The 24,804-nt window shown below is 62.7% G+C and carries 25 protein-coding genes and 1 tRNA gene; 11 read left to right on the plus strand and 15 right to left on the minus strand.

Annotated elements, in window-relative coordinates; translation table 11 throughout:
• Positions 1 to 82 precede the first annotated feature (82 nt).
• Positions 83 to 988 carry a LysR family transcriptional regulator gene (locus ACL9RJ_RS23105; protein ID WP_422765703.1) on the plus strand — a complete coding sequence of 302 codons (906 nt, stop codon included), beginning with the start codon at positions 83 to 85 and terminating at the stop codon, positions 986 to 988.
• A 47-nt stretch (positions 989 to 1,035) separates the two neighbouring features.
• Here the strand turns inward: ACL9RJ_RS23105 and ACL9RJ_RS23110 are convergent, their stop codons facing one another.
• The 10 genes from ACL9RJ_RS23110 to ACL9RJ_RS23155 all read right to left on the minus strand — a co-directional run bounded on the left by ACL9RJ_RS23110 (position 1,036) and on the right by ACL9RJ_RS23155 (position 12,439).
• Positions 1,036 to 2,274, minus strand: coding sequence for a hypothetical protein (locus ACL9RJ_RS23110; protein ID WP_103032899.1), 1,239 nt, complete (start codon positions 2,272 to 2,274; stop codon positions 1,036 to 1,038).
• Positions 2,275 to 2,489: 215 nt separating this feature from the next.
• Positions 2,490 to 3,308 (minus strand): alpha/beta fold hydrolase, encoded by an 819-nt coding sequence (locus ACL9RJ_RS23115; protein WP_177088280.1) that lies wholly within the window; start codon positions 3,306 to 3,308, stop codon positions 2,490 to 2,492.
• Positions 3,309 to 3,452: 144 nt separating this feature from the next.
• A complete protein-coding gene (locus ACL9RJ_RS23120; RefSeq protein ID WP_042934454.1) occupies positions 3,453 to 4,295 on the minus strand; it encodes an IclR family transcriptional regulator in 843 nt (280 codons plus the stop codon).
• 103 nt (positions 4,296 to 4,398) lie between these two features.
• On the minus strand, positions 4,399 to 5,922 hold the full coding sequence (locus ACL9RJ_RS23125; RefSeq protein ID WP_422765704.1) for an aldehyde dehydrogenase family protein: 1,524 nt from the start codon (positions 5,920 to 5,922) through the stop codon (positions 4,399 to 4,401).
• Between the two features lie 26 nt (positions 5,923 to 5,948).
• Positions 5,949 to 7,028 (minus strand): ABC transporter ATP-binding protein, encoded by a 1,080-nt coding sequence (locus tag ACL9RJ_RS23130; RefSeq protein ID WP_017123877.1) that lies wholly within the window; start codon positions 7,026 to 7,028, stop codon positions 5,949 to 5,951.
• 109 nt (positions 7,029 to 7,137) lie between these two features.
• Positions 7,138 to 8,223, minus strand: coding sequence for an ABC transporter substrate-binding protein (locus tag ACL9RJ_RS23135; RefSeq protein ID WP_422765705.1), 1,086 nt, complete (start codon positions 8,221 to 8,223; stop codon positions 7,138 to 7,140).
• 12 nt (positions 8,224 to 8,235) lie between these two features.
• On the minus strand, positions 8,236 to 9,051 hold the full coding sequence (locus ACL9RJ_RS23140; RefSeq protein WP_103032900.1) for an ABC transporter permease: 816 nt from the start codon (positions 9,049 to 9,051) through the stop codon (positions 8,236 to 8,238).
• On the minus strand, positions 9,048 to 9,965 hold the full coding sequence (locus ACL9RJ_RS23145; RefSeq protein ID WP_017123874.1) for an ABC transporter permease: 918 nt from the start codon (positions 9,963 to 9,965) through the stop codon (positions 9,048 to 9,050). The genes ACL9RJ_RS23140 and ACL9RJ_RS23145 overlap by 4 nt, the downstream gene beginning before the upstream one ends.
• A complete protein-coding gene (locus ACL9RJ_RS23150; protein WP_422765706.1) occupies positions 9,962 to 11,278 on the minus strand; it encodes an NAD(P)/FAD-dependent oxidoreductase in 1,317 nt (438 codons plus the stop codon). Before ACL9RJ_RS23150 ends, ACL9RJ_RS23145 begins: the two co-directional genes overlap by 4 nt.
• A 228-nt stretch (positions 11,279 to 11,506) precedes the next feature.
• Positions 11,507 to 12,439 (minus strand): class I SAM-dependent methyltransferase, encoded by a 933-nt coding sequence (locus tag ACL9RJ_RS23155; RefSeq protein WP_177106762.1) that lies wholly within the window; start codon positions 12,437 to 12,439, stop codon positions 11,507 to 11,509.
• A gap of 199 nt (positions 12,440 to 12,638) precedes the next feature.
• Between ACL9RJ_RS23155 and ACL9RJ_RS23160 the strand changes: the two genes are divergently transcribed.
• The 3 genes from ACL9RJ_RS23160 to ACL9RJ_RS23170 all read left to right on the plus strand — a co-directional run bounded on the left by ACL9RJ_RS23160 (position 12,639) and on the right by ACL9RJ_RS23170 (position 16,390).
• On the plus strand, positions 12,639 to 14,243 hold the full coding sequence (locus tag ACL9RJ_RS23160; protein ID WP_422765707.1) for a tyrosinase family protein: 1,605 nt from the start codon (positions 12,639 to 12,641) through the stop codon (positions 14,241 to 14,243).
• Positions 14,244 to 14,515: 272 nt separating this feature from the next.
• Positions 14,516 to 15,916: a glycerophosphodiester phosphodiesterase family protein gene (locus ACL9RJ_RS23165; protein WP_422765708.1), complete on the plus strand. Its 1,401-nt coding sequence runs from the start codon at positions 14,516 to 14,518 to the stop codon at positions 15,914 to 15,916.
• 213 nt (positions 15,917 to 16,129) lie between these two features.
• Positions 16,130 to 16,390, plus strand: a complete 261-nt coding sequence (locus ACL9RJ_RS23170; protein ID WP_017123869.1) for a hypothetical protein — start codon at positions 16,130 to 16,132, stop codon at positions 16,388 to 16,390.
• Positions 16,391 to 16,532: 142 nt separating this feature from the next.
• Here ACL9RJ_RS23170 and ACL9RJ_RS23175 read toward each other — a convergent pair whose 3' ends face one another.
• The 3 genes from ACL9RJ_RS23175 to ACL9RJ_RS23185 form a co-directional block, all read right to left on the minus strand.
• The gene (locus ACL9RJ_RS23175; protein WP_017123868.1) at positions 16,533 to 16,829 is read right to left on the minus strand and encodes a type II toxin-antitoxin system RelE/ParE family toxin; all 297 of its coding nucleotides are present in this window, start codon (positions 16,827 to 16,829) and stop codon (positions 16,533 to 16,535) included.
• On the minus strand, positions 16,826 to 17,116 hold the full coding sequence (locus ACL9RJ_RS23180; protein ID WP_017123867.1) for a hypothetical protein: 291 nt from the start codon (positions 17,114 to 17,116) through the stop codon (positions 16,826 to 16,828). Before ACL9RJ_RS23180 ends, ACL9RJ_RS23175 begins: the two co-directional genes overlap by 4 nt.
• 377 nt (positions 17,117 to 17,493) lie before the next feature.
• Positions 17,494 to 17,581, minus strand: a tRNA-Ser gene (locus tag ACL9RJ_RS23185).
• A 122-nt stretch (positions 17,582 to 17,703) separates the two neighbouring features.
• Between ACL9RJ_RS23185 and ACL9RJ_RS23190 the strand changes: the two genes are divergently transcribed.
• The 7 genes from ACL9RJ_RS23190 (at position 17,704) to ACL9RJ_RS23220 (ending at position 21,959) form a co-directional block, all read left to right on the plus strand.
• Positions 17,704 to 18,375, plus strand: coding sequence for a Bax inhibitor-1/YccA family protein (locus ACL9RJ_RS23190; protein WP_017123866.1), 672 nt, complete (start codon positions 17,704 to 17,706; stop codon positions 18,373 to 18,375).
• 111 nt (positions 18,376 to 18,486) lie between these two features.
• Positions 18,487 to 18,879: a sulfurtransferase complex subunit TusD gene (gene tusD / locus ACL9RJ_RS23195; RefSeq protein WP_017123865.1), complete on the plus strand. Its 393-nt coding sequence runs from the start codon at positions 18,487 to 18,489 to the stop codon at positions 18,877 to 18,879.
• Between the two features lies 1 nt (position 18,880).
• Complete coding sequence (gene tusC / locus ACL9RJ_RS23200; protein WP_017123864.1) at positions 18,881 to 19,243, plus strand: sulfurtransferase complex subunit TusC; 363 nt, start codon at positions 18,881 to 18,883, stop codon at positions 19,241 to 19,243.
• Positions 19,243 to 19,542: a sulfurtransferase complex subunit TusB gene (gene tusB / locus ACL9RJ_RS23205; RefSeq protein ID WP_017123863.1), complete on the plus strand. Its 300-nt coding sequence runs from the start codon at positions 19,243 to 19,245 to the stop codon at positions 19,540 to 19,542. Before tusC ends, tusB begins: the two co-directional genes overlap by 1 nt.
• Complete coding sequence (locus ACL9RJ_RS23210; protein ID WP_017123862.1) at positions 19,539 to 19,874, plus strand: TusE/DsrC/DsvC family sulfur relay protein; 336 nt, start codon at positions 19,539 to 19,541, stop codon at positions 19,872 to 19,874. The genes tusB and ACL9RJ_RS23210 overlap by 4 nt, the downstream gene beginning before the upstream one ends.
• Positions 19,871 to 20,872, plus strand: coding sequence for a glycosyl transferase family protein (locus tag ACL9RJ_RS23215; RefSeq protein WP_177088270.1), 1,002 nt, complete (start codon positions 19,871 to 19,873; stop codon positions 20,870 to 20,872). Before ACL9RJ_RS23210 ends, ACL9RJ_RS23215 begins: the two co-directional genes overlap by 4 nt.
• Positions 20,873 to 20,960: 88 nt before the next feature.
• Complete coding sequence (locus tag ACL9RJ_RS23220; protein ID WP_422765709.1) at positions 20,961 to 21,959, plus strand: glutathione S-transferase family protein; 999 nt, start codon at positions 20,961 to 20,963, stop codon at positions 21,957 to 21,959.
• Positions 21,960 to 22,118: 159 nt separating this feature from the next.
• Here the strand turns inward: ACL9RJ_RS23220 and cysG are convergent, their stop codons facing one another.
• Both cysG and serS read right to left on the minus strand, forming a co-directional pair.
• On the minus strand, positions 22,119 to 23,513 hold the full coding sequence (gene cysG / locus ACL9RJ_RS23225) for a siroheme synthase CysG (RefSeq protein ID WP_177088266.1): 1,395 nt from the start codon (positions 23,511 to 23,513) through the stop codon (positions 22,119 to 22,121).
• Positions 23,513 to 24,793 carry a serine--tRNA ligase gene (serS, locus tag ACL9RJ_RS23230; RefSeq protein ID WP_177088264.1) on the minus strand — a complete coding sequence of 427 codons (1,281 nt, stop codon included), beginning with the start codon at positions 24,791 to 24,793 and terminating at the stop codon, positions 23,513 to 23,515. Before serS ends, cysG begins: the two co-directional genes overlap by 1 nt.
• Positions 24,794 to 24,804: the final 11 nt, after the last annotated feature.

Raw genomic sequence — 24,804 nt, forward strand, 5'->3', positions numbered from 1 at the left:
AAAAGTCGTGGTGAGCAAAGTCTGGGCCCGATCCTTCATCAAATAAATTGCACAAGAGAAGCGATCAGCCATACATTTATGCATGGACAAATCGATAGGTTGGGAGCTCTACCGTACTTTTCTGGCCGTGCTGACAGAGGGCTCGCTCTCGGGCGCGGCGCGGGCGCTGGGCATTACCCAACCCACCGCCGGCAGGCATATCGCCGCGCTTGAGGCCTCGTTCAGGCAGCCGCTGTTCATCCGCTCGCAAACCGGCTTGCTACCGACCGAGACCGCCCTGGGCCTGCGTGGCTACGCCGAGTCGATGCGCGATACCGCCGCCGCCCTGGAGCGCGCGGCCACGGCCCAGGGTGGGCAGGTCAACGGCACAGTACGGATCTCGGCCAGCGAAGTGATCGCGGTGGAGGTGCTACCGGCGATGCTCGCCCGCCTGCGGCAGGCTCATCCGCAACTGAGGATCGAACTGCTGGCTACGGACCGGGTTCTCGACCTCCTCCAGCGGGAAGCCGACATTGCCGTGCGCATGACCACGCCGCGCCAGGACGCCCTGATTGCCCGCAGGATCGGTGAGGTGGAACTGGGGTTCTATGCCCATCGCGAGTATCTGCAACGGCAAGGCACACCCCACCTCCCGGCGGATCTCGCCCGACACGCACTGATCGGCTTCGACAGTGAAACACCCTTCGTGCGTTCCGCGAGCAAGCGGCTCCCCAGCTGGCAGCGAAAAACCTTCACCCTCCGCACCGACAACAACCTGGCGCAACTGGCAATGATCCGCGCCGGTTGTGGCATCGGCATCTGCCAGAGCGCCCTGGCCCAGCGCGATGCGAACCTGGTGCGGGTCCTCGGCGAGCATTTCACCTTCCAGCTGGAAACCTGGGTGACCATGCACGAGGACCTGCGGGCCAGCGCGAGCTGCAAGGCGGTGTTCGATGCCCTGGTGCAGTGCCTGCAGGCCCACACCAGGATGACGCCCGGCGGACATTGACGACTCGCCGGGCAGCAGCCGGACGAACCGGCAAAAGCCCGGGACCGCTAGCGGCGCATGACCGCCACCGGCGGCGATACGGCAGTCATTCCCAACGCCGCGAGCAATTGCACGCGGGGCAACGGCGTGTGATCGACAAGCAGGGCCCTCAATGCACTGGCATCGGCTTCAAGCGGCATGTCCAGCGTCCTGCGCACCGACCTGGGCAGGGCCGCCCGCAAGGCCGTGACCATATCCACCGCCTCACCCAGTGTCTGGCCCCGGCCGTTGTAGACCCGATAGCGCCCATCCGCCCGTACCAGCACCCGCTGCAACTCGGCCTGCTCAAGACCGATGCTGTCCAGCAAGGTCCCCGCGGAGCTATCCTGGCGCACCTCGATCCGCATGCAGCCGGGCCAGCAAGGCAAGGTTTCCAGGGTGTGCAGCACCAGCACATCGCTGTCCTCTCCAGCCGCCGAGGCCAGGTAGAGCCCCTCGTACGCGCGGTTCAAGCGCAACTGCTGGCGATACCACTGCGCATCCCGGAGCATCCGCGGGGGGGCCACCTGCGCAGTGGATAACTGACCAAGCTCGTCCTCGTCAGCCCGGGCGATCAGTTCCCGTACCATGGAGGTCGGCAGATCGGCAAAGAATCTTCTGACCTGCCCCACCTGGGAATCGCCCGACTGCTGCCGGAACTGATAACAGATGTCGAACACTTCGTGACGGCGCCGGGCAAGGGCTTCACCGGCTTTGCGCCTCAACGCCAACAGGCGGTCTGCGGCCGAGGCGTAGTCAGCCCCCAGCCACTCCCTGATCTGCTCGTCATCCAGATGATTCAGCACGCTGATCCACAGGTCGCCGGCCATCAATTGAGCCTCGCTGACCGAGATTCGCGGCAAGTCCTCGGCGCTGTCCCGCGGGTATTCGACCCGGTTGGCGGTTCCTGCTTCGAACAGCTGCAAGACCCGTGACGTGGGCCAGATCAGTTGCAGTCCCACTTGTTGCAGATAGCGTTGTACGTCGGCATCTTTTGCCGGTGTCTCGTCTTCGGGATGCTCGATAAAGCGCCTGATCTCCCGGTCGAGCCGGAAGCGCTCCACGGTATCGAGCAAAAATGCCGGGGGCTGCCGTGCCTGGGGATAGACCTGGTGCAGCACAGGTTCGTCGATACCGCTGGCCACGCAAATCGGCTCGATGTCGGCGTCATCAAACTCAACGAGCAGCGTGTCGATCAACCATTCGAAGTACGCCCCCGTCTCCTCGGGAGGTTCAAGGGAAACTTCGCTGTCAGTGGATGTAGGCATGTAGGTGTGTTCTCCGCGTTTGCTGACCACCGCACTTGGCGGCCTTGCAGAACGATGGAGCAAACCGGCAACCGCGAGGGGCCACCCCACTACCACACACACTGGCGGATCTTCGCTCCGTTCTGGCCGTCGACGCCCGGGGACCACCGCTGGCCCCGGGCATCAGTCGCGGCCCTGGCCAGGTTGACGATGGTCACCCGCCGTGTCGCGGTGGATCAGCCCGCGAGGAAGGCCAGCAGGTCCTCGTTCAGCGCCTGCCCATGGGTCGCGGCGAAACCGTGGGGGGCGCCGGCGTAGACCTTGAGCCGCGCGCCTGGAATCATCGCGGCGGCCAGCTTGCCGGTGGCCTCGAATGGCACGATCTGGTCATCGTCGCCATGGATCACCAGGGTCGGCACATCGATCCTGGCCATGTCCGCGCGAAAGTCGGTTTCCGAGAACGCGGTCACGCAATCCACGGTGCCCTTGAGCGAAGCCATCAGGGCGATATTCAGGGTCTGGGTCAGCACACCCTGGGAAACCACCTGGCCGTGGTTGGTGCCATAGAACGGGCTGGCGAAATCGGCGATGAACTGCGCACGATCCTTGAGCAGGCCGGCCCTGATGCCATCGAACACGGCTTTCGGCACGCCCTGCGGATGGTCGTCGGTCTGGATGAACAACGGGGTCACCGCCCCCAGCAATACCAGGCCGGCAACCCGGCGGCTGCCGTGGCGGGCGATGTAGCGACTGACATCGCCGCCGCCCATGGAGAACCCCACCAGCGTGACCGCTTCAAGATCGAGGTGCTCGATCAGCCCGGCCAGGTCATCGGCAAAGGTGTCGTAGTCATAGCCGTCCCAGGGCTGGCTGGAGCGACCGAAACCGCGCCGGTCGAAGGCAATGGTGCGATAACCGCGGCTGCTCAGGTACTCCATCTGGTATTCCCACATGTCGGCATCCAGCGGCCAGCCGTGGCTGAACACTACCGGTTTGCCGGAGCCCCAGTCCTTGTAATAGATCTCGGTGCCATCGCGTGTCACGAACGTGCTCATGAACAACTCCTGTTGTGCTTGCAGTCGCAGGAAGGGAAGTAGCGGGCCGCTGGCGGGAATGCCGGGGACCTGCGTCACTATCCCCGTCGCTGGACGACAGGAATTGCAGATATGTGCTGTCTGTTGCCGCGACGGTGGCGCCGGCTAGCGAAAGCCTCCGGCCCGCTGGCTCTGGCCGGCGCTGGAGATCGCATGGGCGGTGTGGATCAGCGCCGGAGCCAGTTCGCGCCGGGCGTCTTCCAGGTTCCAGCGGCTGGCGGGCACCGAGATATTGATCGCGCCCAGCGGCATCCCCGCGGCATCGAGAATCGGCGCGGCCAGGCTGATGTCGCCGAGGAAATATTCCCCCTCGATAATGCAGTAGCCCTCTTCACGGGTCCTGGTGATGACCCTGGACAATTCGTCGAGGTCGGTGATGGTGGCGCTGGTCTGCTGCGGCCGGGGCATGGCACTCAGCAGCGCATGGCTTTCCCCTGGTTCCAGATAGGCGAGATAGGCCCGCCCCGAAGCGGTGCAATACATGGGCAGGCTCAGGCCAAGGGGCATCGGGATCATCACCTGGTTATGACTGGGGAAGCGCGCGACGAAGACCATGTCGTGGCCGTCGGGCTCGGACAGGTTGCAGCTCTCGTGGCATTCGCGGTTGAGCTGGTGCAGGTACGGCGTCGCCCGGTCGATCAGGCTGTCGGTCTGCAGGAAGCCGAAACCGAGGGACAATGCCCGTGGTGTCAGTTGGTAACGCTTGCTTTGCGGGTCCTTGCGCAGATAGCCGAGGGACTCCAGGGTGAAAGCAAAACGCTGCGCGGCACTCTTGGTCATGCCGGTGGCGGCAGCGATCTCCGGCAGGTTCATGCTCGGATTACCGGCTCGAAAGGCCCTGATCACCTCCAGTCCACGCGCCAGGGTGCTGGCGAACAACGGCGACTGCTCGGCCGAAGACTTGTCTGCCGACGCTTTCTCGGGGGGGATGTGCTCTGACGTGCTCATGAACTCTCGGATGATGGGTGGACGGATGAAGGCCTCGCAAGCCCGGCGGATTATAGGCATCGTCGCGGGGCAGAACCAGCACGCCCCGCGGCGACCCCGTCGGTCAACGGTTGAGATGGACCCAGATCGACTTGGTCTGCGAATACTGGGTCAACGCTTCGAGGCAACGGTCACGGCCATTGCCCGATTGCTTGAAGCCGCCCCACGGCTGGGTCATGTCGCCGTGATCGAAACAGTTGACCCAGACGATACCCGCTTCCACATCGCGGGCGAAGGTCAGGGCCTTGTCGATGTCCTGGGTCCAGACGGACGCCGCCAGTCCGTAGATCGAGTCGTTGGCAATGCTCAGCGCGTGGTCCAGACCGCTGACCCGGATGGCCGCCGCCACCGGGCCGAAGACCTCTTCGCGGGCCAGGGTCATGGCCGGGTCGATGTCGGCATAGAGTGTCGGGCTGACATAGGCGCCGTGCTCCAGGCCTTGTGGCACCGTGCCGCCAAACACCAGTCGCCCTCCCTCTTCCCGCGCCTTGTCGATATAGCCGAGCACACGCCGCTGCTGGTCGAACGACACCATCGGGCCCATCTTCGTCCGCGGATCGAACGGATCGCCCGGCAGGTAGCGGGCCTGGGCAACGGCACTGAAGCGCTCGACGAATTCGTCATACAGGCTGTCCTGCACCAGCAGGCGGGAGCCGGCGTTGCACACCTCGCCCTGGTTGGCGAAGATGCCGTTGACCGCGTAACTGACGGCGCGGTCCAGGTCCGCCACATCGGAGAGGATGATCTGCGGGCTTTTGCCGCCGCATTCGGTGGTGACCCGCTTCATGTTCGACTGGCCGGCATAGATGAACATTTTCTTGCCCACCTCCACCGAGCCGGTGAAGGCGATCTTGTCGACATTCATGTGCAGCGCCAAGGCCGCCCCCGCCTGCGCACCATGGCCCTGGACGACGTTGAACACCCCGGGCGGACCGCCGGCCTGGACAAACAGCTCGGCCAGCAGGACCGCGCTGCCCGGTGACTGCTCGGCCGGCTTGAGGACCACGGTATTGCCCATGGCCAGGGCCGGCGCCAGTTTCCAGGCCGCCATCAGCAACGGATAGTTCCACGGCACGATCAGGCCCACCACCCCCAGGGGCTGGCGCAGGATATAGTGCAGCGCTTCGGGCGTGGTGCTGGTGACGGAGCCTTCGAGCTTGTCGATGGTTTCGGCGAAAAAGCGGAACGACAGCACAGAGCCGGGAATATCGACCTCGAGCATGTCGCTGATGGGTTTGCCCGTGTCCAGTACATCGAGCATCGCCAGCGCTTCGGTGTTGGCTTCGATCAGGTCGGCAAAGCGATACAGCACCGCCATCCGCTCCCGAGGCGCCAGGCGCGACCAGCCGCCGGCACTGAACGCCTTGCGGGCCGCCTTGACCGCCAGATCGACGTCGGCCTGCTCGCTGCGTGGCGCCGTGGCATGGACCTGGCCGGTGGCCGGGTTGACCACGTCGAAGGTGGCCCCGGACAGAGCGTCGCAGCGCTCGCCGTCGATAAAGTTCTGGATACGGTAGTCGAAGCCCTGCAAGCGTTGATGCCAGTCGGCGGTGCTGCGCTGGGCCAGCGTTTGAAACGGTGCGCTCATGAAAAAACTCCTCGAAAGATCCGGACTCAGGGCAGGACGGCAGGTGTAGCGAACACCCGTGCCGCACCCGGGAAAACACTCAGGTAAATGCTGTCGCCCGCCCGTAGCGCCGGACACTCCCGGGCCACCACATCACGGGGCAGATCCAGGGTCAGGCTGTCGATACCCGGCAGGCGGATCTGCAGGCGCAGGGCACGACCATGGAACAGCGTCTGCAGGACCTGGCCCTGGGCACCGACCTGACCGGTACGTTGCGGCCCGTCAGGTTGCAGGCGCAGGTCTTCCGGGCGCAGCGACACGGTGACGCGGTCGCCGGCGCGCAGCGGCGCCTGGCTTTTTGCAGTCAGTTGCAACGCGCCGACCTTCACGCCGACCAGCTCATTGCCGGTATCGGTCACCTCCCCCTGCAACAGGTTGCTGGCACCGATGAAGCCGGCCACGAAAGGCGTCGCCGGTTCGTCATAGAGAGCTGCCGGACTGGCCACCTGCTCGATGCGACCGGCGCGCATGACGGCGATCCGGTCGGAGATCGACAGCGCTTCGGTCTGGTCATGGGTGACCATCACAAAGGTGGTGCCGAGCTGGGCCTGCAAGCGCTTGAGCTCCACCTGCATGTGTTGGCGCAAGTGCGCATCCAGGGCCGATAGCGGTTCGTCGAGCAGCAACACCCGTGGTCGGCAGACCAGCGCGCGAGCCATGGCGATCCGCTGTTGCTGGCCGCCGGAGAGATCCTGCACCCGGGCCTTGGCCTTGTCGGCCAGGCCGACCAGTTCGAGCATGGCCTTGATCCGTTGGCGCGCTTCAGCCGCCGGAACCGAAGCCAGGCTCAGGCCGAAACCGACGTTGTCACTGACATTCAGGTGCGGGAACAAGGCGTAATCCTGGAACACCGTATTGACGGGCCGGCCATAAGGCGGTGCCTCGGTAAGGTCCTGGCCATCGATGAAAATGTGTCCCGCCGTCGGCCCCTCGAAGCCTGCGATCAACCGCAAGGTCGTGGTCTTGCCACAGCCGGAGGGCCCCAGCAGGCTGATGAACTCACCACTGGCAATGTCCAGGTCGATGTTGTCGACACTGAGGATTTTTTCCGTGTAACGCTTGCTCACGCCTCTGAGGCTTACCACGCAGGAATTGGACACAGTAGGTTGCTCCGCAAATGGCGTTGATCAGTCAGGTTGCACCGGCCGGCGCCTCGGGCATCGGCCGGGTACTCGGTCAGCCGCCCGCCTTGACCCGTTCGAACAGCTTGGCCAGTTCGTCATTGCTCGGAATCGGCTTGGTCAGCACCGTCTCGCGGAGCATTTTTTCCGGGTCGTTGGGCAGCGCCAGTTCTTCCAGCTTGGCCGCCGGCACCTTGGCAAAGGCCGCCTGGCTGGCGCTGCCATAACCGTACTCATTGATCAGCGAGGCCCCCGAGTCGGCGCTCAGGCGCGCGTTGATAAAGTCGTAGGCGAGGTCCACATGCTTGGCATCCTTGAGCATGACCATGCCGCAGACCCAGGTCAGCATGCCTTCCTTGGGCTTCATGAAGGCCACCGGCACGTTCTGTTTCTTCAGCGCGGTGGCCGAGGCGTTCCAGGCCATGGCGGCCACCAGTTCACCGCTGGCCAGCGCCTGTTCGACCGAAGTCATGTCGGTGGTGTACGACGACATGATCGGCCGCTGCTGGCGCAGCATCGCGCCGACCTTGTCCAGTTGCTCCGGGGTCATCTTGGCGAACGGGTCGACGCCGGACAGGACCGCGGCCACCAGCGGGGTGTCGTGGACCGCGTCGATGGTCGCCATGCGCCCGGCATACGGCGACTTCGGATCGAAGAGCATGCTCCAGCTGGCTTGCGGGTTCTTGACCAGGTCGGTGCGGTACAGGATCGAGGTGTTGCCCCAGTCCCATGGCACCATCCAGACCTTGCCGTCGGCATCGACGATACCCGGCAGGTTGCGCAACACCGGGAAGATCTGGTCCCAGTTCTTCAGGCGCGCCGGGTCCAGTGGCTGGATCAGGCCGGCCTGCTTCCAGCGCTCGAGCTTGTCGTAGCAAGGGTGCGCGAGATCGGGGTGAAAGCCCGCGCGGGCCTTGGACAGGGCGTCGTCATCGTCGCCGAACACCGAGATATCCACCTGCTTGGGATGAGCCTTGTCGAAGTCGCCATGGAATTGCGGCAACTCGTACCCCGACCACGTGAAGTAGGTCAGCTTGTCCGAGTCCGCGGCATTGGCGGCCTGCTGGAACAGCGTGAAACTCAGGGCAAAAGCGCCCAGACCGATTACCCACGAGCGTTTTTCAGTCCTGCGGATTTTCATGAGACCTCCGAGCTATTTCATTGTGGTAGTGGCAGAGGGACGAGTGCCGCGACGCCGAATGCTTTCGGCCAACGCAGCGAGAATCACCGAGGTGACCAGGATCACCGTACCCAGCGCCATGACGCTGGGCAGTTGCTTGGGAAAGCGCAGCTGGCTCCAGATATAGATGGGCAGGGTCGGCTCCGTGCCCACCAGGAAAAAGGCGACGATGAACTCGTCGAACGAGGTGATGAAGGCGAGCATGAAGCTCGACAGCAAGCCCGGCAGTGCCAGCGGCAAGGCCACCCGGACGAAGGTGGTCCACTCGTCCGCGCCCAGATCCATCGCGGCCTCTTCAAGGCTGCGGGGAAAGGCCGCGAAACGACTGCGCATGACCACCACCGTGGTCGGCAGGCAGAAGCACACATGGCCAACGATGATGGAACCCAGCGATGGCCCCGGCCCGATCAGGTTCACCCCCACCAGCAGGGCGATCCCCAGCACCACGCCCGGCAACAGGATCGGCAGCCGCGCCAGCAGTGAAATCCCCCGGGCCAACGGCGTGCTGCGGCGCAGGTCGGCGTAGGCGATCAGGCAACCGGCGGCGGTGGCGATCGCTGCCGCAAAAGTCGCCACCCACAGGCTGTTCAGGGCCGCGTCGCTCAGGCGCGGGTTGTCGATCAGGCCCTGGTACCACTGCAGGGTGAAGCCCTTGAGCGGAAATACCGGGGCAATGGAGTCGTTGAAGGAAAAGATCGGGATCAGCAGCGTCGGCAGGTACAGAAACACCAGGTACAGCGCGACATAACCGACCAGCCAGTGACGGCCGGGAAAACGTGAGGCAATCATGTGCGGGTACTCCAGCGGGTGAAGATCCATTGCGCCAGCAGCACGACGACGGCAATGGTGAGCATGCTGATCACCGCCAGGGCGGCACCGGCGGGCCAGTCGTTGGCCTTGCCGAACTGGGCCTGGATCAGCGTGCCGATCATTGAACTGTCCGGACCGCCGACCAGCGCCGGCGTCACGTAGTCCCCCACCGTCGGGACGAAAACCACCAGCGCGGCGGAGAGCACGCCAGGCATCGACAGCGGCAGCACCACCCGCATGAACCGCTGGCGCGGAGTGGCGCCAAGGTCGTCGGCGGCTTCGAGCAAGTTGCGCGCCAGCCCGTTCAGAGAGATGAACAGCGGCAGCACGGCGAACGCGGCGTAGGCATGAGCCAGGGTGATGACCACTGCCGTCGGGGTGTTGAGCATGCCGTTCAGCGGCGTGTCGATCAGCCCCAGGTGCAGCAGCCCGGAGTTGAGCACGCCGTTGTAGGCCAGGACGATCTTCCAGGCAAAGACCCGCAGCAGGTAGCTGGTCCAGAACGGCAGCGTCACCAGGAACAGCAACAGGTGACGCCAGCGACCGGCGTGAAAGGCCAGGAAGTAGGCCACCGGATACGCCAGCGCAACGGTGGCGAAGGTGACGATGGCCGAGAGCAGGATCGAGCGCAGCAGCACCAGCCGGGTCAGCGGGTCGATCAACGCCTGCTTGAGATTGTCCAGGGTGAAGGCCGTGCCGAGGATCTGCCCGTCGTTCACCCGCAGGCTCATGAACAGCAGCAGCCCCAGGGCGAACAGGATCAGGGTGAAGGTGATCAGCCCGCCGGGAAGATTCAGCAAGGCATCGAACAACCTTGCCCGGGAACGGCGCACCACCACGGCACCGGCAGCGCCGGGCAGCGCGACGGTCGGTCTATCGGGAGACAGGCTCATGAGCGCCCTCCTCTGGCACGTCGCTCGATCAGGTCCCGTACACGCATTACGTTGGCCGTGATCTGCGCGACGGTGCGATGCAGCGGGGCAACGGGCATCGCCTTGAACGGCGTGACCGGGTACACGATCTCGCTGGCTGGCAGGCCCTGCACAAGATCGGCGACAAACGAGCCCATCCGGGTGGCCATGGCCACGCCTCGACCATAGTAGCCGAGCGCTACTGTCAGCCCTGGCTCCGGCTGGCTGAGCAAGGGGATGGAAGCGGCTGGGACGGCGACGCGGCCAGTCCAGCAGTGAGTCAGCGGGACCGCTTCGAGCGCCGGGTAGATATGCAGCATTTCCTGGCGCACACGGGCCAGGTCGACGGGCCCCAACTGATCACGGAACGCCCCGCGGGTCCCGAGGATGAAACGACCATCGGCGCTGCGCCGGAAATAGCGCAGGACCCGGAAGGTATCCGATACCGGCAGTCCGCCGGGCAGGATCTGCGGGTCCAGGTCGCGGGACAATGGCGCCGTCGCGGCTTGCAGGCTCCACAGGGTCACGTAAGTGTGTGGCAAGGCACGCAACAGCGGTGACGAGTAGGCATTGGTGGCGATGACCACCTGCCCGGCTTCGATCTCGCCCTTGTCCGTCACCACCACCCAGCGACCGTTCCGACGCTTGAGTTCCAGCGCGGGGGTGCATTCGAAGATGTCCACGCCTTGAGCCCGCGCGGCGGCGGCAAGTCCCTGCGCGTATCGGTAGGGATTCAACTGGCCGGCCCGTAGGTCGAGCAAGGCGCCCTGGTAGATCGAGGTGCCCAGTGCCGCTGCCGTCTGGGCGCCATCCAGGATCCGAACATCGGCCCCCAGCCCTCGCCACTGGGCCGCGCGCTGTTCCAGGTCGAACAGGCTGGCGCCATTGTGTGCGGCCTGCAGCCAGCCATCCTGGCGGGCCTCGCAGTCGATGTTCAGGCGCTTGATCAGCTCGAAGACATGCCCGGCGGCACCGCCGACGGCCTCGACCAGGGCAGGACCCCGCTTGTCGCCGAAACGCTGGACGAGTTGCTCGGGATTGAGTTTCAACCCGGGAATGACCTGGCCGCCGTTGCGTCCGGAGGCTCCTTCGCCAACTGCCATCGCGTCAATCACCACGATGCCTTCCCCCGCTGTCGCGCCAGCCCGCCTCGACAACTCCAGCGCGCTGCTCAGCCCCGTATAACCCGCTCCGATAACGACACAACGCGCCTTGGCAGGCAGCGCCCGGGTCAGGGAGGTGGCAGATGACGCGTCACTCCAGAGACAACTGAAAGGATTCAAAGAGCCGTTCAAGATTCACCTGTATCGATATTCGATATACGCATATCTATATTAATACCTTCTTGAAATATCTTTGCAATACGCCCACAGACAAAGGCGTCGCTTTCAGGACAATGGCGTCGTGGTTTGATGGCTTTTTGGGGAGGAGGTACAGGGCACTGGAGCAGGCCCGGGCAGGAAGACAAGCAGGAGGCTTGAAAAAGCCCGGCCATTCAGGGCCGGGCAGAGCGTTTGATGATTCTATTGGCGCCCATCGTATTCGAACCAGAAACTGCCACCGCCACTTTCATAGCGACCGTGCATGAGGCTGTCCAACAGATCGGCATTGAAATGCTTGTGGTAGGCACTGCCAAACAACAACCTGGCCCGCGGGTTATCAATCAACAGCGCCAGGAGAAGATATTGCTCCGTCCAATAGATCTGGTGATCGATCAGCCAGCGCTGCGGCAGGCCGAATGGAAGAAAGACATCGTGAACATGCACGAATATTTTCCGGGTGATTCGGGGCAGCAGCCGAAGGTAGATGTGCAGGCAATCACTGCCGGTCTTTACCGTATGCGTGGAGTCGATAAACAGGATATCGCCATCTTCCAGAGTGGCGTTCAATGCCTCTATGGTGATGTCCTGGGCACGTTGCACCTGCAAGTCGAGTGCCCCTTCACGGCCAAGCGAGGCGATGAAAGACCTCGGAAAGGGCTCGATGCAACTCAGCGTGCCCGCGCCATTTTTCCGCAGCGCCTCGAGGGCAATCAATGATGAAAACCCGCTGCCGATTTCCACAATGCGCCGGGGCCGGATACGCCTGACGTAAGCGTAATAGGACATGGCATCACTGTAGGAAAACTGGCTGTTTTTCCAGAAGTACGCGGTGCACGTCTCCTCGTTCCCGGCTTCTACAGGGGAAAAATCGGCCGCATAGGGAACCAGCTCGGCGAGCTCCATGCGCAGCTTCTGTTGATCGAATATCCCACAGGCCAGATACGGAGGATCCGGCTCACTGTATTCGTAGGAGCCCAGCGTCTCGGAAATCGAAGGCGTGTTGGAGTAGAAATTGGCGGGAATGATGTTGAGCGCATGCCCCTGCAACCGCTCCCTGTCTTTCTGATCGGCCCATAGCAGCTTTTGCATGACCGGCAACGCTGCGTTGAACTCCTTATCCGTCACATTGACCACTGGCGCAACTCCTGCCCACGTTGATTATCAGCACACACTGACCGTGCATGCGGGGAAATCCGCGTGCCTTGGACCCGTCAATCTAACCTATCCATGACCGTTTGGCGCCCATACTGGCACGTTGCCAGATCCCGGATATGCTGCATCAGGCAGTAGTCCCCCGAAGTTTTTCGGGATACCCGGCAACAAGGAGGTCACCATGTCATCCACCCCACGTGTACGCCGTTCTCTCAGTGATATCCAGTACGACTATGACCACGGCAAGAAAGATGAACTTGAAGCCCTGATCCTCGCCTGGAAAGGCATCAAGGATCTTCCCGCCAGCCACCCCAACTCCTTCTTCTCCATCGGCGGCCTGCATGGCGAGCCGTTCCGTGGTAAAGGCAAGACCGACGCCAAATGGTGGGGCGGCTACTGCCAGCACGGCACGGTGCTCTTCCCGAGCTGGCACCGCGCCTATCTCTGGCGCCTGGAAGAGGCATTGCGCAGTATTCCCGGATGTAGCAACGTCACCCTGCCGTTCTGGGATGAATGCAGCGAGCATTCGCGGGAAAACGGTCTTCCTTCGGCCCTGACCCAGGAATCCTTCGTGATCAACGGGCAGAAGATCGACAACCCGCTGCGCTCCTTCGTGTTTCCGCAGGCCATCACCGATGAGCTCCCGGTGACACCGGACAACCCCATCATCTACAGCAAGCCCGAAGGCTACGAGACCGTGCGCTATCCGCTGTCCGGGCTGGTAGGCACCGACGCGGACCGCGCGGCCACCGCATTGCACAACGCCCAGTTCAAGGACCCGAAGAAAAACACCACCTACCTCAATGAAAACGTCAGCACCTGGCTGAGTGGCAAGATCAAGATCGGTGGCAAGTGGCGCGGCGAAGTATTCAGTCGCTTCGAAAGCTGCCTCGATGCCCCTGACTACACCCTGTTCTCCAACACGACTTCGGCAGGCGCGAAGAACAAGGCAGACCCGACGGGGCCCCACCATGTGTCACTGGAGGAGCCACACAACTTCATGCACCTCGCGGTCGGCGGTTTCGACTATCCGGGCGCGGGCGACAGCTCGGCGATTCCTGGAGCCAACGGCGATATGGGCGAGAACGAAACCGCCGGCCTGGACCCGGTGTTCTTCTTCCATCACTGCTTTATCGACTACGTGTTCTGGACCTGGCAGCGTCGGCAAGGGGCCACCGATGAGTTCAGCATCGATCCCACGGATCCCGGAGCCGGCTACAAAGACGCGCAACCTCCGGCGGGCGACGCGGGCCGGGATCCAGACGCCATATTGGGCCTGGACACCTCCCTGGATCCCTTCGTCAAGGCTGACGGCAAAGCCTTCACCACCCGTGACTGCATCAATATCGAGAAGCAACTGGGCTACGTCTATGGCAAGGGTTCCCTGGATGCCTACGCCCAGCCCGCCAAGCAGTTGCTGTTCAAGGCCGAGGCCGTGCAACCCGCCGGCAAGACGCTGCGGGTCAGCCGTATCAACCGGGCGAAAATCCGTGGTTCGTTCCTGATCTCGGCCTACGCCGAAGTCGATGGCAAGCGCGAGTACCTGGGGACCCAACCGGTGCTCAGTCGCTGGCACGTCGAAGGGTGCATGAACTGCCAGACGCACTTGGAAGCCACGGCCACCTTCAAGCTGCCCCTCAACGCCGACAACTCGGCCATTGAAGACAGCAGCATCGAGGTGCAAGTGCAGACCCGCGACAAGGTCCTGAAACGGCCGAAGACCGCGGACCTGCTCAGCACCGGCAACGCCGTCGCGGACACGCCGTTCCAGCTGGAAATCTACTGATCCAGGGCGGGCCCTGCCCACCCCTGGCGCGACGGCCGAAGGCAATCTTCGGTCGTTGCGCCTGACCGGCCCTGCTCCGACGCGGTTGGTGTCGTTTTCTCCAGTCGGTAACGCTCGGCAACTGCGATGTACTTTATCCAGGCCCGCAACGCCTCCCCCTATGAATCCCAGGTAACGAAGACCTCACCGGTCGTACCGGTCCCGCCATGATTTCGTCACGCGCCTGCAGTACCGTTGGAGATCACCGCTCTTGCCCTCTTGAAGGACTGCACATGCATACTCACCCAGGCCTGCCCCTTGCCACAAAGTGTCTTGCCCGCTTTATCGTTGTTGGATGCGGCCTGTTGATGAGTGCCTGTAACAGTACGAACGAGCACTCACCCGGCACCGGATCAACCGCCGCGGCTTCGTTCAAGACCCTTGACGGTGCAGCACCGCTGATCATCGGGCATCGTGGCCTGCCAGGCCTGTATCCGGAAGAAACGCGAGCCTCCTACGAGAAGGCCGCCGAGGCGGGCGCAGATTCGCTCGAACTGGACCTGCACATGACCCGGGACTGCGTCCTGGTGGCTCGACACAATCCCTGGTTGAGCGACAACACCAACATCAGCGAAGTCGCCAGGACGAACGCCGAAGTTGCCCGCCGCAAGCGCACGGTTCCAGGTGTGCTGGTCAACGTCAGCTACCCTGCCACGGCAGAAAATGGCCCATCCCGCTACCTGAGTGACCTGACCGATCCCAAGGATCCGAAATCAGTCCTGAAATCCTTGGTCGTTGATGGCGAAGACCATACCAACGACTGGTCAATCAGCGATTTCACCATGGCCGAACTGCGGCAGTGGATCGGCGGCACCACGTACGATGCCCGCGACCAGCGCCCAGGCGAATTGAACGGCAAGTTGCCGATCTTGAGTTTTCAGGACGTGATCGATATTGCAAAGGCTGAAAGCGCAGCGACGGGTCGTGTCATTACGGTCTATCCGGAAAGTAAAAACCCGATCTGGAACAACGCCCAGGCCATTGCCAATGGTTGCGGCGCACCGGGCAGCCGTCCGTTCGAGAAGGCAATCCTCAAAGCCCTCGACGACAACGATCTCAATCGCAAGGAAGCCCCGGTCTTTGTGCAAAGCTTTGACCCGGCCAGCCTGAAATACCTGCGCTCCATCGGCCTGAAATCCAGGGCAGTTCAACTGGTCGATGGAAACGGCGTCAACTTCAAGACGGGCGAAACCATTTTCATCACGGACAAACCCAACACGTTCGTCAGCGGCCGCCCCTACAGCTGGACCGTAGCAGGCGACCCACGCTCCTTCGGGGCGATGCTGACGCCAGCAGGCTTGGCCGAGGTCAGGACCTACGCCGACGGTATCGGTCCGTGGAAGCCGCAGGCAATGGCCCTCACCGTCGCCCGGGGGGCATCGTCCGACGCCGGCCTGGACAAGGCCGACACCCTCAAGCCGACCAACCTGATCAGCGATGCTCACAAGGCCAATCTGTTCGTCCATATATTCACCTTCCGCAACGAAGCGAAATACCTGGCAGGTGCCTACAAGGGCGACCCAACGGCGGAATACCTGGCCTTTTTCCGAGCCGGTGTCGATGGCGTATTTACAGACTTCACGCCGACCGCATTCGCTGCCCGCAAGCTCTATCTCAAGGAGGTCGCGCGTTAAACGACGCGACTCCGCCCCTGCTGATGGGGGCTCATTCCCGTCCCGCCTTCATGGGGGACGTTCGGAGAAAGGCAGGTTTTTCCGTGCGGGTTGCACATGGTGCGCAGACACAAGGCATGTGGTGCTTCATCAAGGTCGCGACACCATCGAATAATTGGTGCACCGTGTCGCACCTACCCAGGCATTGCAGCCCCACTTTTACCCGGACGTCACATGACACCCAACGCAGAGCGCTACAACCCTTCCACCGAATATGCCGACAAGCTGATTTCGCGTATCGGACAAACACCGTCATGGATTGCCAAACGCATCGGAGTGACCGACAAGCGCATCCGATACATCCTTGATGGCGAAAGAACCGTCAAGGGCGAAACCACCCCCATTCAGATGACCTACACCGAGCAGTTTGCCCTGGAGTGCCTTGCCGCGGAGGCGGCTGCCAGCAGGAAGAAACAGGAACGGGCACCTGAATGATGCGCCGTGCGCCGTGGTCCAGGTCTCGAGACAGCTGTCACCTCTGCGAACTTTTCTGAAAAAGCAGGCCGGGGGAAGAAAAGAGGCCGTTCGTTTGGCCCAGCAGGAACTCTCCTGTTCGGAGATTTCGACGATGTATGCCTCAGAATGACTCATCGTCCAATAATGGGGGCCACTGGCGAGCGGTGTGAACCACCGCCAACATGAGCACTTTGTCTGCAATGTGCTCATACACCAGAAGGTAATGTCGGTGCACAACCCACTCACGGGTTCCCGGAATTTTTCCGTTTCGGCCCATCGCCGGATGATTACAGATATGTTCGGCCGCCTGGACAAAAAGCGTATCCAGTTCCACCGCAGCCCGAGGATTTTCAACATCGATGTGATCGTAGATGGTGAGACGATCCGCAATCGCCGGATCGGTCCAGATCAGCTTCACCGCCCGGCCTCATCAGCTTTGCGCAACGATTCGGCTCGGCGTTGTGCAAAGTAGGCCTCGACCTCTTCACCAGACTTGCTGTGTCCAGCCCTGGCCGCACTTCTGGCCACCTCGACCTTCTGACGTAACCAGGTGTCATACTCGACCTGTTCGCCTTGCTGTCGCACGAAATCACGCATGAAATCGCGCAGCAGCTGCGAAGCCGTGCGATCCGCCGCCTTGGCCGCGGAGGCAAAGGCTGTCTTCAACTCATCATCGACCCGGATGACAACAGTGGCTTCGGACATGATCTCCTCCTATCAGCACTACACTGTATAGACACAGTATAAGCATGATCCATACAGAGTAGGAGCGTCTGCCACAAGATCAGGCATGCTCAGTCGACCAACTGGCATATCTCGGCCAATCGCCAGCCCTCTCACACTCAGCCACCATGAAATTAGCAGCGCGTACGGATGGGCTCGAAATGTTCGATCATGATGAATTCTCCAACTAGCGTTAAACCGCCTCCCGACGCCATTCAGGATGGGCGGAACCGTATGGGTTGGCGTACCGGCTAGTTGGACCCCGGCGCATCCGAAGATGCCCACATACGGCCCGCCCATAACAAGACAGCCCAGAAACGACAAAGCCCCGAATTATCGGGGCTTTGTGGTGTGTAGTATGGCGGAGGCGCAGAGATTCGAACTCTGGGACCTGTTACAGTCGGCAGTTTTCAAGACTGCTGCCTTAAACCACTCGGCCACACCTCCTATGCATTGCGGGCGCCATAATACCGTAATGAAACACACTGTCAAACTCTCGTGATAGCTTGTTACAGAGCCTCTGTTATGATCTTTGCGACTGAACATTTCAAACCCGAAGGAGTTTCGCCATGCGCGAACAGGATTACGCCGTTAACAACAGCGTGCAGGCTGAGCAGCTAGAGGTTAGCCGCGTCCTGCGCAACACTTACAGCCTTCTGGCCCTCACCCTGGCCTTCAGTGGCGTGATGGCTTTCGTCGCCCAGCAGATGCGTGTCGGCTACCCGAACATCTTCGTCGTGCTGATCGGCTTCTACGGGCTGTTCTTCCTCACCAACAAGCTGCGCGACTCGGCCTGGGGCCTGGTGTCCGCCTTCGCCCTGACCGGTTTCATGGGCTTCCTGCTCGGCCCTATCCTCAACCGCTACCTGGGCATGCAGGGCGGCGCTGAAGTGGTCAGCTCGGCATTCGCCATGACCGCCCTGGTCTTCGGCGGCCTGTCGGCCTATGTGCTGATCACCCGCAAGGACATGAGCTTCCTCAGCGGCTTCATCACCGCCGGTTTCTTCGTCCTGCTGGGCGCAACGCTGGCCAGCATCTTCTTCAACATCAGCGGCTTGCAGCTGGCGATCAGCGCCGGTTTCGTGCTGTTCTCCTCGGTCTGCATCCTGTTCCAGACCAGCGCCATCATCCATGGCGGCGAGCGCAACTACATCATGGCGACCATCAGCCTGTATGTATCGATCTACAACCTGTTTATCAGCCTGTTGCAGATCTTCGGCATCATGGGTCGCGACGACTGATCGCATCTCTCAGACAAAAAGCCCGCTTCGGCGGGCTTTTTGTTGTCGGCGATTTAGCTTCCTGGCGTTTCTGGCCTTATCATGACGGCAGATTTGCTGACAGAGTCCCCCATGAAGTTTGCCATTGCGCTGTTTTCCGCGCCCCACGCGCCCTCCTCCCGCCGAGCCCTGCTGTTCGCCCAGGCAGTGCTCGCCGGTGGGCATGAGATTGTGCGGCTGTTCTTTTACCAGGATGGCGTGCACAGCGCGTCGAGCAATGTGGTCACCCCCCAGGACGAACAGGACCTGCCGCAAGACTGGGCCGCCTTCGTCAGCGAGCACCAGCTCGATGGCGTGGTCTGCATCGCCGCGGCGCTGCGACGTGGCGTACTCAACAGTGAAGAAGCCCAGCGCTACCAACGCGCGGCGGTGAACCTGGGCGGCCCCTGGGAACTCTCCGGGCTGGGGCAATTGCACGATGCCGTGCAGGCCGCCGACCGACTGATCTGTTTCGGAGGGCCTTGAAATGCCCAAGTCCCTGTTGATTATCAGCCGTCAGGCACCGTGGTCCGGGCCAGGCGCCCGCGAGGCACTGGATATCGTGCTGGCCGGTGGCGCCTTCGACCTGCCCATCGGCCTGCTGTTCATGGATGACGGGGTGTTCCAGCTGACGTCCGGGCAGAATGCCAAGGCCCTGCAGCAGAAAGACCTGACCGCTAACCTCCAGGCGCTGTCACTGTTCGGCGTCGAAGACCTGTACGCCTGTCGCGACAGCCTGGCCGACCGGGGGCTCTTTGCCAGCCAGGTCGCCGGCGAGGACCTGAGCCTGCTCACGGCCGAAGAAATCGTCGCCCTCGTTAATCGTTATGACCAGGTGATCACGCTCTGATGTCGACCTTGCATGTGTTGTCTCACTCCCCGTTTACCGACAGCCGCCTGGGCAGTTGCCTGCGCCTGCTGGGTAGCGAAGATGCGCTGTTGCTCACCGGTGACGCGGTCTACGCCTTGCAACCGCGCAGCCTGCCGCTCGAAGCCCTGGAAGAACGTGCCGCCGAGCTGCGCCTGTTCGCGCTCGACGAAGACCTGCTGGCCCGCGGCCTGGAATGCCCGGACTGGGCCACGCGCGTGGACTATCCGGGGTTCGTCGAGCTGTCGGTCCGCTACGACAAGGTCAATACCTGGCTATGAATACCCTGACTGTGAACGGCCAGGACATCGCCCTGGACAAGGACGGCTACCTGGTGGAGCTGAGCGATTGGTCGCCCGAGGTCGCCAGCGCCCTCGCCGCCCGGGAAACCATCGAGCTGAGCGCCGAGCACTGGGAGATTCTCGAGTTGCTGCGCGGTTTCTACCAGGAGTTCGACCTATCGCCGGCCACGCGCCCACTGATCAAGTACACCGCCTTGAAACTGGGTGCCGAAAAAGGCAACAGCCTGCACCTCAACCGCCTGTTCAACGGCACTCCCGCCAAACTCGCCGCCAAGCTGGCGGGCCTGCCCAAGCCGACGAATTGTCTATGACCAATCCTGCTCCCCTGATCACCGAAACGCCCGCCGAACACCCGTTTGCGTCCTTCGTGCGAATTCTCGGCAAGGGCAAGCGCGGCGCCCGCAACCTGACCCGCGAGGAAGCCCGCGAAGCCATGGGCATGCTGCTCGACGAGAAGGTCGAGGACACCCAGCTCGGCGCCTTCCTGATGCTGCTGCGCCACAAGGAAGAAAGCCCGGAGGAACTGGCCGGTTTCACCGAGGCCCTGCGCGAGCGACTCAATGCGCCGGCCCTGCCGATCGACCTGGACTGGCCGACCTACGCCGGCAAGAAGCGCCACCTGCCCTGGTATCTGCTAGCCGCCAAGTGCCTGGCCCAGAACGGCGTGAAGATCCTCATGCACGGCGGCGGCGCCCATACCGCGGGCCGGCTGTACACCGAGCACTTGCTGGACACCCTGCAGATTCCATTGTGCCGCGACTGGCAGTCCGTCGAACAGGCCCTGGCCAGCGGCAATATCGCCTTTTTTCCCCTGGGTGACTGGGCGCCGCAATTGCAGCGGATGATCGACCTGCGCAATACCCTGGGCCTGCGCTCACCGATCCACTCCCTGGCGCGCATTCTCAATCCGCTGGGCGCCCGCTGCGGCCTGCAAAGCATCTTCCACCCCGGCTACCAGGCCGTGCATCGCGATGCCAGTGGCCTGCTGGGCGATACGGCCATTGTGATCAAAGGCGATGGTGGTGAGATCGAGGTCAATCCCGACAGCCCCAGCCATCTCTACGGGACGGCCAACGGCGAAAGCTGGGATGAAGAATGGCCCGCCCTGTCCGAGCAGCGCCATGTCAAACCGGCGACGCTGGAACCCGAGCACCTCAAGGCGCTATGGCGTGGCGACGTCGAAGACAGCTATCCGCAACTGGCCCTGCTGTCGACCATGGCCCTGGCCCTGCGCGGCCTTGGCCTGCCTCGCGAACAAGCCTTCGAACAGGCGCGACGGTACTGGGATGCCCGCAATAGATCGATTTAGTCGATCATTCACCCCGGGGATTTGCGCTATTTCTTCGAACGAATCACTTTAGACTGGACTCCAACGCACATCTGCCGAGGAGTTTCCGATGGGTCTCTTGATCGAAGGCCGCTGGCATGACCAGTGGTATGAAAGCAGCAAGGACGGCGCCTTCCAGCGCGAACAGGCGCAACGCCGTCACTGGGTCACCGCCGACGGCAAACCGGGCCCCAGTGGCGAAGGCGGTTTTGCCGCCGAGGCCGGGCGCTATCACCTGTATGTCTCCCTGGCCTGCCCCTGGGCCCATCGCACCCTGATCCTGCGCAAGCTCAAGGGCCTGGAAGCGCTGGTCGGCGTCTCGGTGGTCAGTTGGCTGATGCTGGAAAACGGCTGGACCTTCGACCGGGAGCATGGCTCCAGCGGCGATCAACTCGACAACCTAGCCTTCATGCACCAGCGTTATACCGCTGACACCGCCGACTACACCGGACGCGTGACCGTGCCGGTGCTGTGGGACAAAAAGCTGCAGCGCATCGTCAGCAACGAGTCGGCGGAGATCATCCGCATGTTCAACAGCGCGTTCGACGGGCTGACCGGCAACCGGCTGGACTTCTACCCCGAAACCTTGCGCGGGTTGATCGACAGCTGGAACGAACGGATCTACCCGGCGGTGAACAATGGCGTCTACCGGGCCGGCTTCGCGACTTCACAGGAGGCCTACGAAACCGCGTTCGACGATGTGTTTGCCGAGCTCGACCATCTGGAACGACATCTGGCGGAAAACCGTTACCTGGCGGGCGAGTACCTGACCGAGGCCGATGTGCGCCTGTTCACCACGCTGATTCGTTTCGATGCGGTCTACCACGGACACTTCAAATGCAATCTGCGGCGCATTGCCGACTATCCGAACCTGTCGAACTGGCTGCGCGAGCTGTATCAGTGGCCGGGGGTGGCCGGGACGGTGGACTTTACCCATATCAAGGGGCACTACTACGCCAGTCATCGCACCATCAATCCCACGGGGATTGTGCCCAAGGGACCGGCGCAGGATTTCATGGCAGAACATGATCGTGAGCGGCTGGCAGGACGTGGCGTCTGGAAAGGCTGACGGACGCAACGCGAAAACCTGTGGGAGCTGGCTTGCCGGCGATGGCGTCCTCAAGGGCCCATCGCCGGCAAGCCAGCTCCCACATTGGTGCGGTGTTCACCGCAGATGTCGTCGAGCCCGGCTCCCACAGTTGGGATTGGCATCAATCGCAAAGCGGTGTCACACCTGCGATTGCGCACCTTCGAACCAGGCCAGCTTCTCGCGCAACTGAACCACTTCTCCGACAATCACCAGCGTCGGGGCATGGACTTCATGCTCCGCCACCAGTTGCGGCAGATTGGCCAGCGTGCCGGTGAATACCCGCTGATTCGACGTGGTGCCCTGCTGGATCAGGGCCGCCGGCGTGTCCGCCGAACGACCATGCTTGATCAGCTGTTCGCAGATGATCGGCAACCCCACCAGGCCCATGTAGAACACCAGGGTCTGTGCCGGTGCCACCAGGTCGACCCACGGCAGGTCGGTGCTGCCATCCTTCAGGTGACCGGTGACAAAGCGCACGGACTGCGCATAGTCGCGGTGCGTCAGCGGAATCCCGGCATAGGCCGAGCAACCGCTGGCCGCCGTGATCCCCGGCACCACCTGGAAAGGAATGCCATGGGCCGCCAGTTCCTCGATCTCTTCGCCGCCACGCCCGAAGATGAACGGATCACCGCCCTTCAGACGCAGCACCCGCTTGCCCTGCTTAGCCAGATCCACCAGTTGCTGGTTGATCTGGTCCTGGGGCACGGCATGATCGGCGCGACGCTTGCCGACATAGATACGGTCGGCATCACGCCGACACAGCTCGAGAATCGCCGGGGCGACCAGGCGGTCGTAGAGCACCACGTCGGCCTGCTGCATCAGGCGCAGCGCGCGGAAGGTCAACAGGTCGGGATCACCCGGCCCCGCGCCCACCAGATACACTTCGCCTGGCGCATTGGGGGCCGCGCCATTGATCTTCTCCAGCAACAGGCGCTCGGCTTCGGCACCCTGCCCGGCCAACTGCCGGTCGGCAATCGGCCCCTGGAACACGTCTTCCCAGAATGCGCGGCGTTGCTGCACGCCGGGAAACAGGGTTTTCACCTGGGTCCGGAAACGCGCCGCCAACCCGGCCAGCTGGCCATAGGTCGAAGGAATCCAGGTTTCCATCTTGGCCCGGATCAACCGCGCCAGCACCGGCGCATCGCCGCCGCTGGAAACCGCGATCACCAGTGGCGAACGGTCGACAATGGCCGGGAAGATCACGCTGCACAAGGCCGGCGCATCCACCACATTGACTGGCACGCAACGCCGATGGGCGTCGGCGGAAACCTGGGCATTGAGCGACTCGTCGTCGGTGGCGGCAATGATCAGCACACAACCGTCCAGGTCGGATTCGCCATAACCACGCAGCAGCATTTCGCCGCCACTGCCACTGATCAACTCACTCAACTGGCTCTCGATCTCGGGAGCGACCACCCGCAGCAGCGCGCCGGCATCGGCCAGCAGGCGGGACTTGCGCAAGGCAATCTCCCCACCGCCGACGACCAGCACACGGCTGCCGCGCAGGTTGTGAAACAGCGGCAGGAACTCCATCAGCCGATGACCTCGAGGCCGCCCATGTAGGGCTTGAGCACTTCAGGCACACGGATCGAACCGTCAGCCTGCTGGTAGTTTTCCAGCACGGCCACCAGTGTGCGACCCACGGCCAGGCCGGAACCGTTCAGGGTGTGGAGCAGCTCGGGCTTGCCGGTTTCCGGGTTGCGGAAACGCGCCTGCATGCGCCGGGCCTGGAAGTCGCCGCAGTTGGAGCACGACGAGATCTCGCGGTATTTGTCCTGGCTCGGCACCCACACTTCCAAGTCATAGGTCTTCACGGCACTGAAGCCCATGTCGCCAGTGCACAGGGCCAGGACGCGGTAAGGCAGCTCCAGCAGTTGCAGGACCTTCTCGGCGTTGGCGGTCAGGCTTTCCAGGGCTTGCATGGAGGTCGACGGCTCGACGATCTGGACCATCTCGACCTTGTCGAACTGGTGCTGGCGGATCATCCCGCGGGTGTCACGGCCCGAAGCACCGGCCTCGCTGCGGAAGCATGGCGTGTGCGCCACGAACTTCAACGGCAGTTGTTTGGCATCGATGATCTCGCCGGAGACGATATTGGTCAGCGACACTTCGGCGGTCGGGATCAGGTACAGATCGGCCTCGCCTTCGCGGGAGATCTTGAACAGGTCTTCCTCGAACTTCGGCAACTGGCCGGTGCCCTGCAACGCAGGTGCCTGGACCAGATAAGGCGTGTAGGCCTCTTCGTAGCCGTGTTCGCTGGTGTGCAGGTTGATCATGAACTGCGCGAGTGCGCGGTGCAGCCGGGCAATCGGCCCACGCAGCAGGGCGAAACGCGCACCGGACAGCTTGGCGGCGGTTTCGAAATCCAGCCAGCCGAACTTCTCGCCCAGGGCGACGTGGTCCTGGATCGGGAAATCGAAGGCGGTCGGCGTGCCCCAGCGGCGCACTTCGACGTTGCCGTCCTCATCGGCGCCGACCGGCACGGACTCGTGGGGCAGGTTCGGGATACCCAGCAGGATCTGGTCCAGCTCGGACTGGATGGCATCCAGCGCCACCTTGCCTTCGCTCAACTCGGAGCCCATGGTTTCGACACTGGCCATCAACGGCGCGATGTCTTCGCCGCGCTGCTTGGCCTGGCCGATACTTTTGGAAACCGCATTGCGCTCGGCCTGCAATTGTTCGGTGCGGGTCTGCACCACCTTGCGCTGGCTTTCCAGCTCTTCGATGCGGGCGACATCGAGACTGAAGCCACGGGAGGCCAGACGATCCGCTACGTCCTGGAGGTTGCTACGTAACAGTTTGGAATCGAGCATGTCGGTTTCTC

Source organism: Pseudomonas sp. Mn2068 (assembly GCF_049319725.1).
GTDB lineage: Bacteria > Pseudomonadota > Gammaproteobacteria > Pseudomonadales > Pseudomonadaceae > Aquipseudomonas > Aquipseudomonas gingeri.

What these genes read in the sequence shown, in the direction of transcription:
- ACL9RJ_RS23160 (WP_422765707.1), top strand. Translation starts at nt 12,639, where the DNA reads ATGTCATCCACCCCACGTGTACGCCGTTCTCTCAGTGATATCCAGTAC.
- tusC (WP_017123864.1), top strand. Translation starts at nt 18,881, where the DNA reads ATGCCCAAGTCCCTGTTGATTATCAGCCGTCAGGCACCGTGGTCCGGG.
- tusD (WP_017123865.1), top strand. Translation starts at nt 18,487, where the DNA reads ATGAAGTTTGCCATTGCGCTGTTTTCCGCGCCCCACGCGCCCTCCTCC.
- ACL9RJ_RS23105 (WP_422765703.1), top strand. Translation starts at nt 83, where the DNA reads ATGGACAAATCGATAGGTTGGGAGCTCTACCGTACTTTTCTGGCCGTG.
- ACL9RJ_RS23165 (WP_422765708.1), top strand. Translation starts at nt 14,516, where the DNA reads ATGCATACTCACCCAGGCCTGCCCCTTGCCACAAAGTGTCTTGCCCGC.
- ACL9RJ_RS23220 (WP_422765709.1), top strand. Translation starts at nt 20,961, where the DNA reads ATGGGTCTCTTGATCGAAGGCCGCTGGCATGACCAGTGGTATGAAAGC.
- ACL9RJ_RS23190 (WP_017123866.1), top strand. Translation starts at nt 17,704, where the DNA reads ATGCGCGAACAGGATTACGCCGTTAACAACAGCGTGCAGGCTGAGCAG.
- tusB (WP_017123863.1), top strand. Translation starts at nt 19,243, where the DNA reads ATGTCGACCTTGCATGTGTTGTCTCACTCCCCGTTTACCGACAGCCGC.
- ACL9RJ_RS23170 (WP_017123869.1), top strand. Translation starts at nt 16,130, where the DNA reads ATGACACCCAACGCAGAGCGCTACAACCCTTCCACCGAATATGCCGAC.
- ACL9RJ_RS23145 (WP_017123874.1), bottom strand. Translation starts at nt 9,965, where the DNA reads ATGAGCCTGTCTCCCGATAGACCGACCGTCGCGCTGCCCGGCGCTGCC.
- ACL9RJ_RS23210 (WP_017123862.1), top strand. Translation starts at nt 19,539, where the DNA reads ATGAATACCCTGACTGTGAACGGCCAGGACATCGCCCTGGACAAGGAC.
- ACL9RJ_RS23135 (WP_422765705.1), bottom strand. Translation starts at nt 8,223, where the DNA reads ATGAAAATCCGCAGGACTGAAAAACGCTCGTGGGTAATCGGTCTGGGC.
- ACL9RJ_RS23115 (WP_177088280.1), bottom strand. Translation starts at nt 3,308, where the DNA reads ATGAGCACGTTCGTGACACGCGATGGCACCGAGATCTATTACAAGGAC.
- cysG (WP_177088266.1), bottom strand. Translation starts at nt 23,513, where the DNA reads ATGGAGTTCCTGCCGCTGTTTCACAACCTGCGCGGCAGCCGTGTGCTG.
- ACL9RJ_RS23110 (WP_103032899.1), bottom strand. Translation starts at nt 2,274, where the DNA reads ATGCCTACATCCACTGACAGCGAAGTTTCCCTTGAACCTCCCGAGGAG.
- ACL9RJ_RS23140 (WP_103032900.1), bottom strand. Translation starts at nt 9,051, where the DNA reads ATGATTGCCTCACGTTTTCCCGGCCGTCACTGGCTGGTCGGTTATGTC.
- serS (WP_177088264.1), bottom strand. Translation starts at nt 24,793, where the DNA reads ATGCTCGATTCCAAACTGTTACGTAGCAACCTCCAGGACGTAGCGGAT.
- ACL9RJ_RS23120 (WP_042934454.1), bottom strand. Translation starts at nt 4,295, where the DNA reads ATGAGCACGTCAGAGCACATCCCCCCCGAGAAAGCGTCGGCAGACAAG.
- ACL9RJ_RS23125 (WP_422765704.1), bottom strand. Translation starts at nt 5,922, where the DNA reads ATGAGCGCACCGTTTCAAACGCTGGCCCAGCGCAGCACCGCCGACTGG.
- ACL9RJ_RS23215 (WP_177088270.1), top strand. Translation starts at nt 19,871, where the DNA reads ATGACCAATCCTGCTCCCCTGATCACCGAAACGCCCGCCGAACACCCG.
- ACL9RJ_RS23180 (WP_017123867.1), bottom strand. Translation starts at nt 17,116, where the DNA reads ATGTCCGAAGCCACTGTTGTCATCCGGGTCGATGATGAGTTGAAGACA.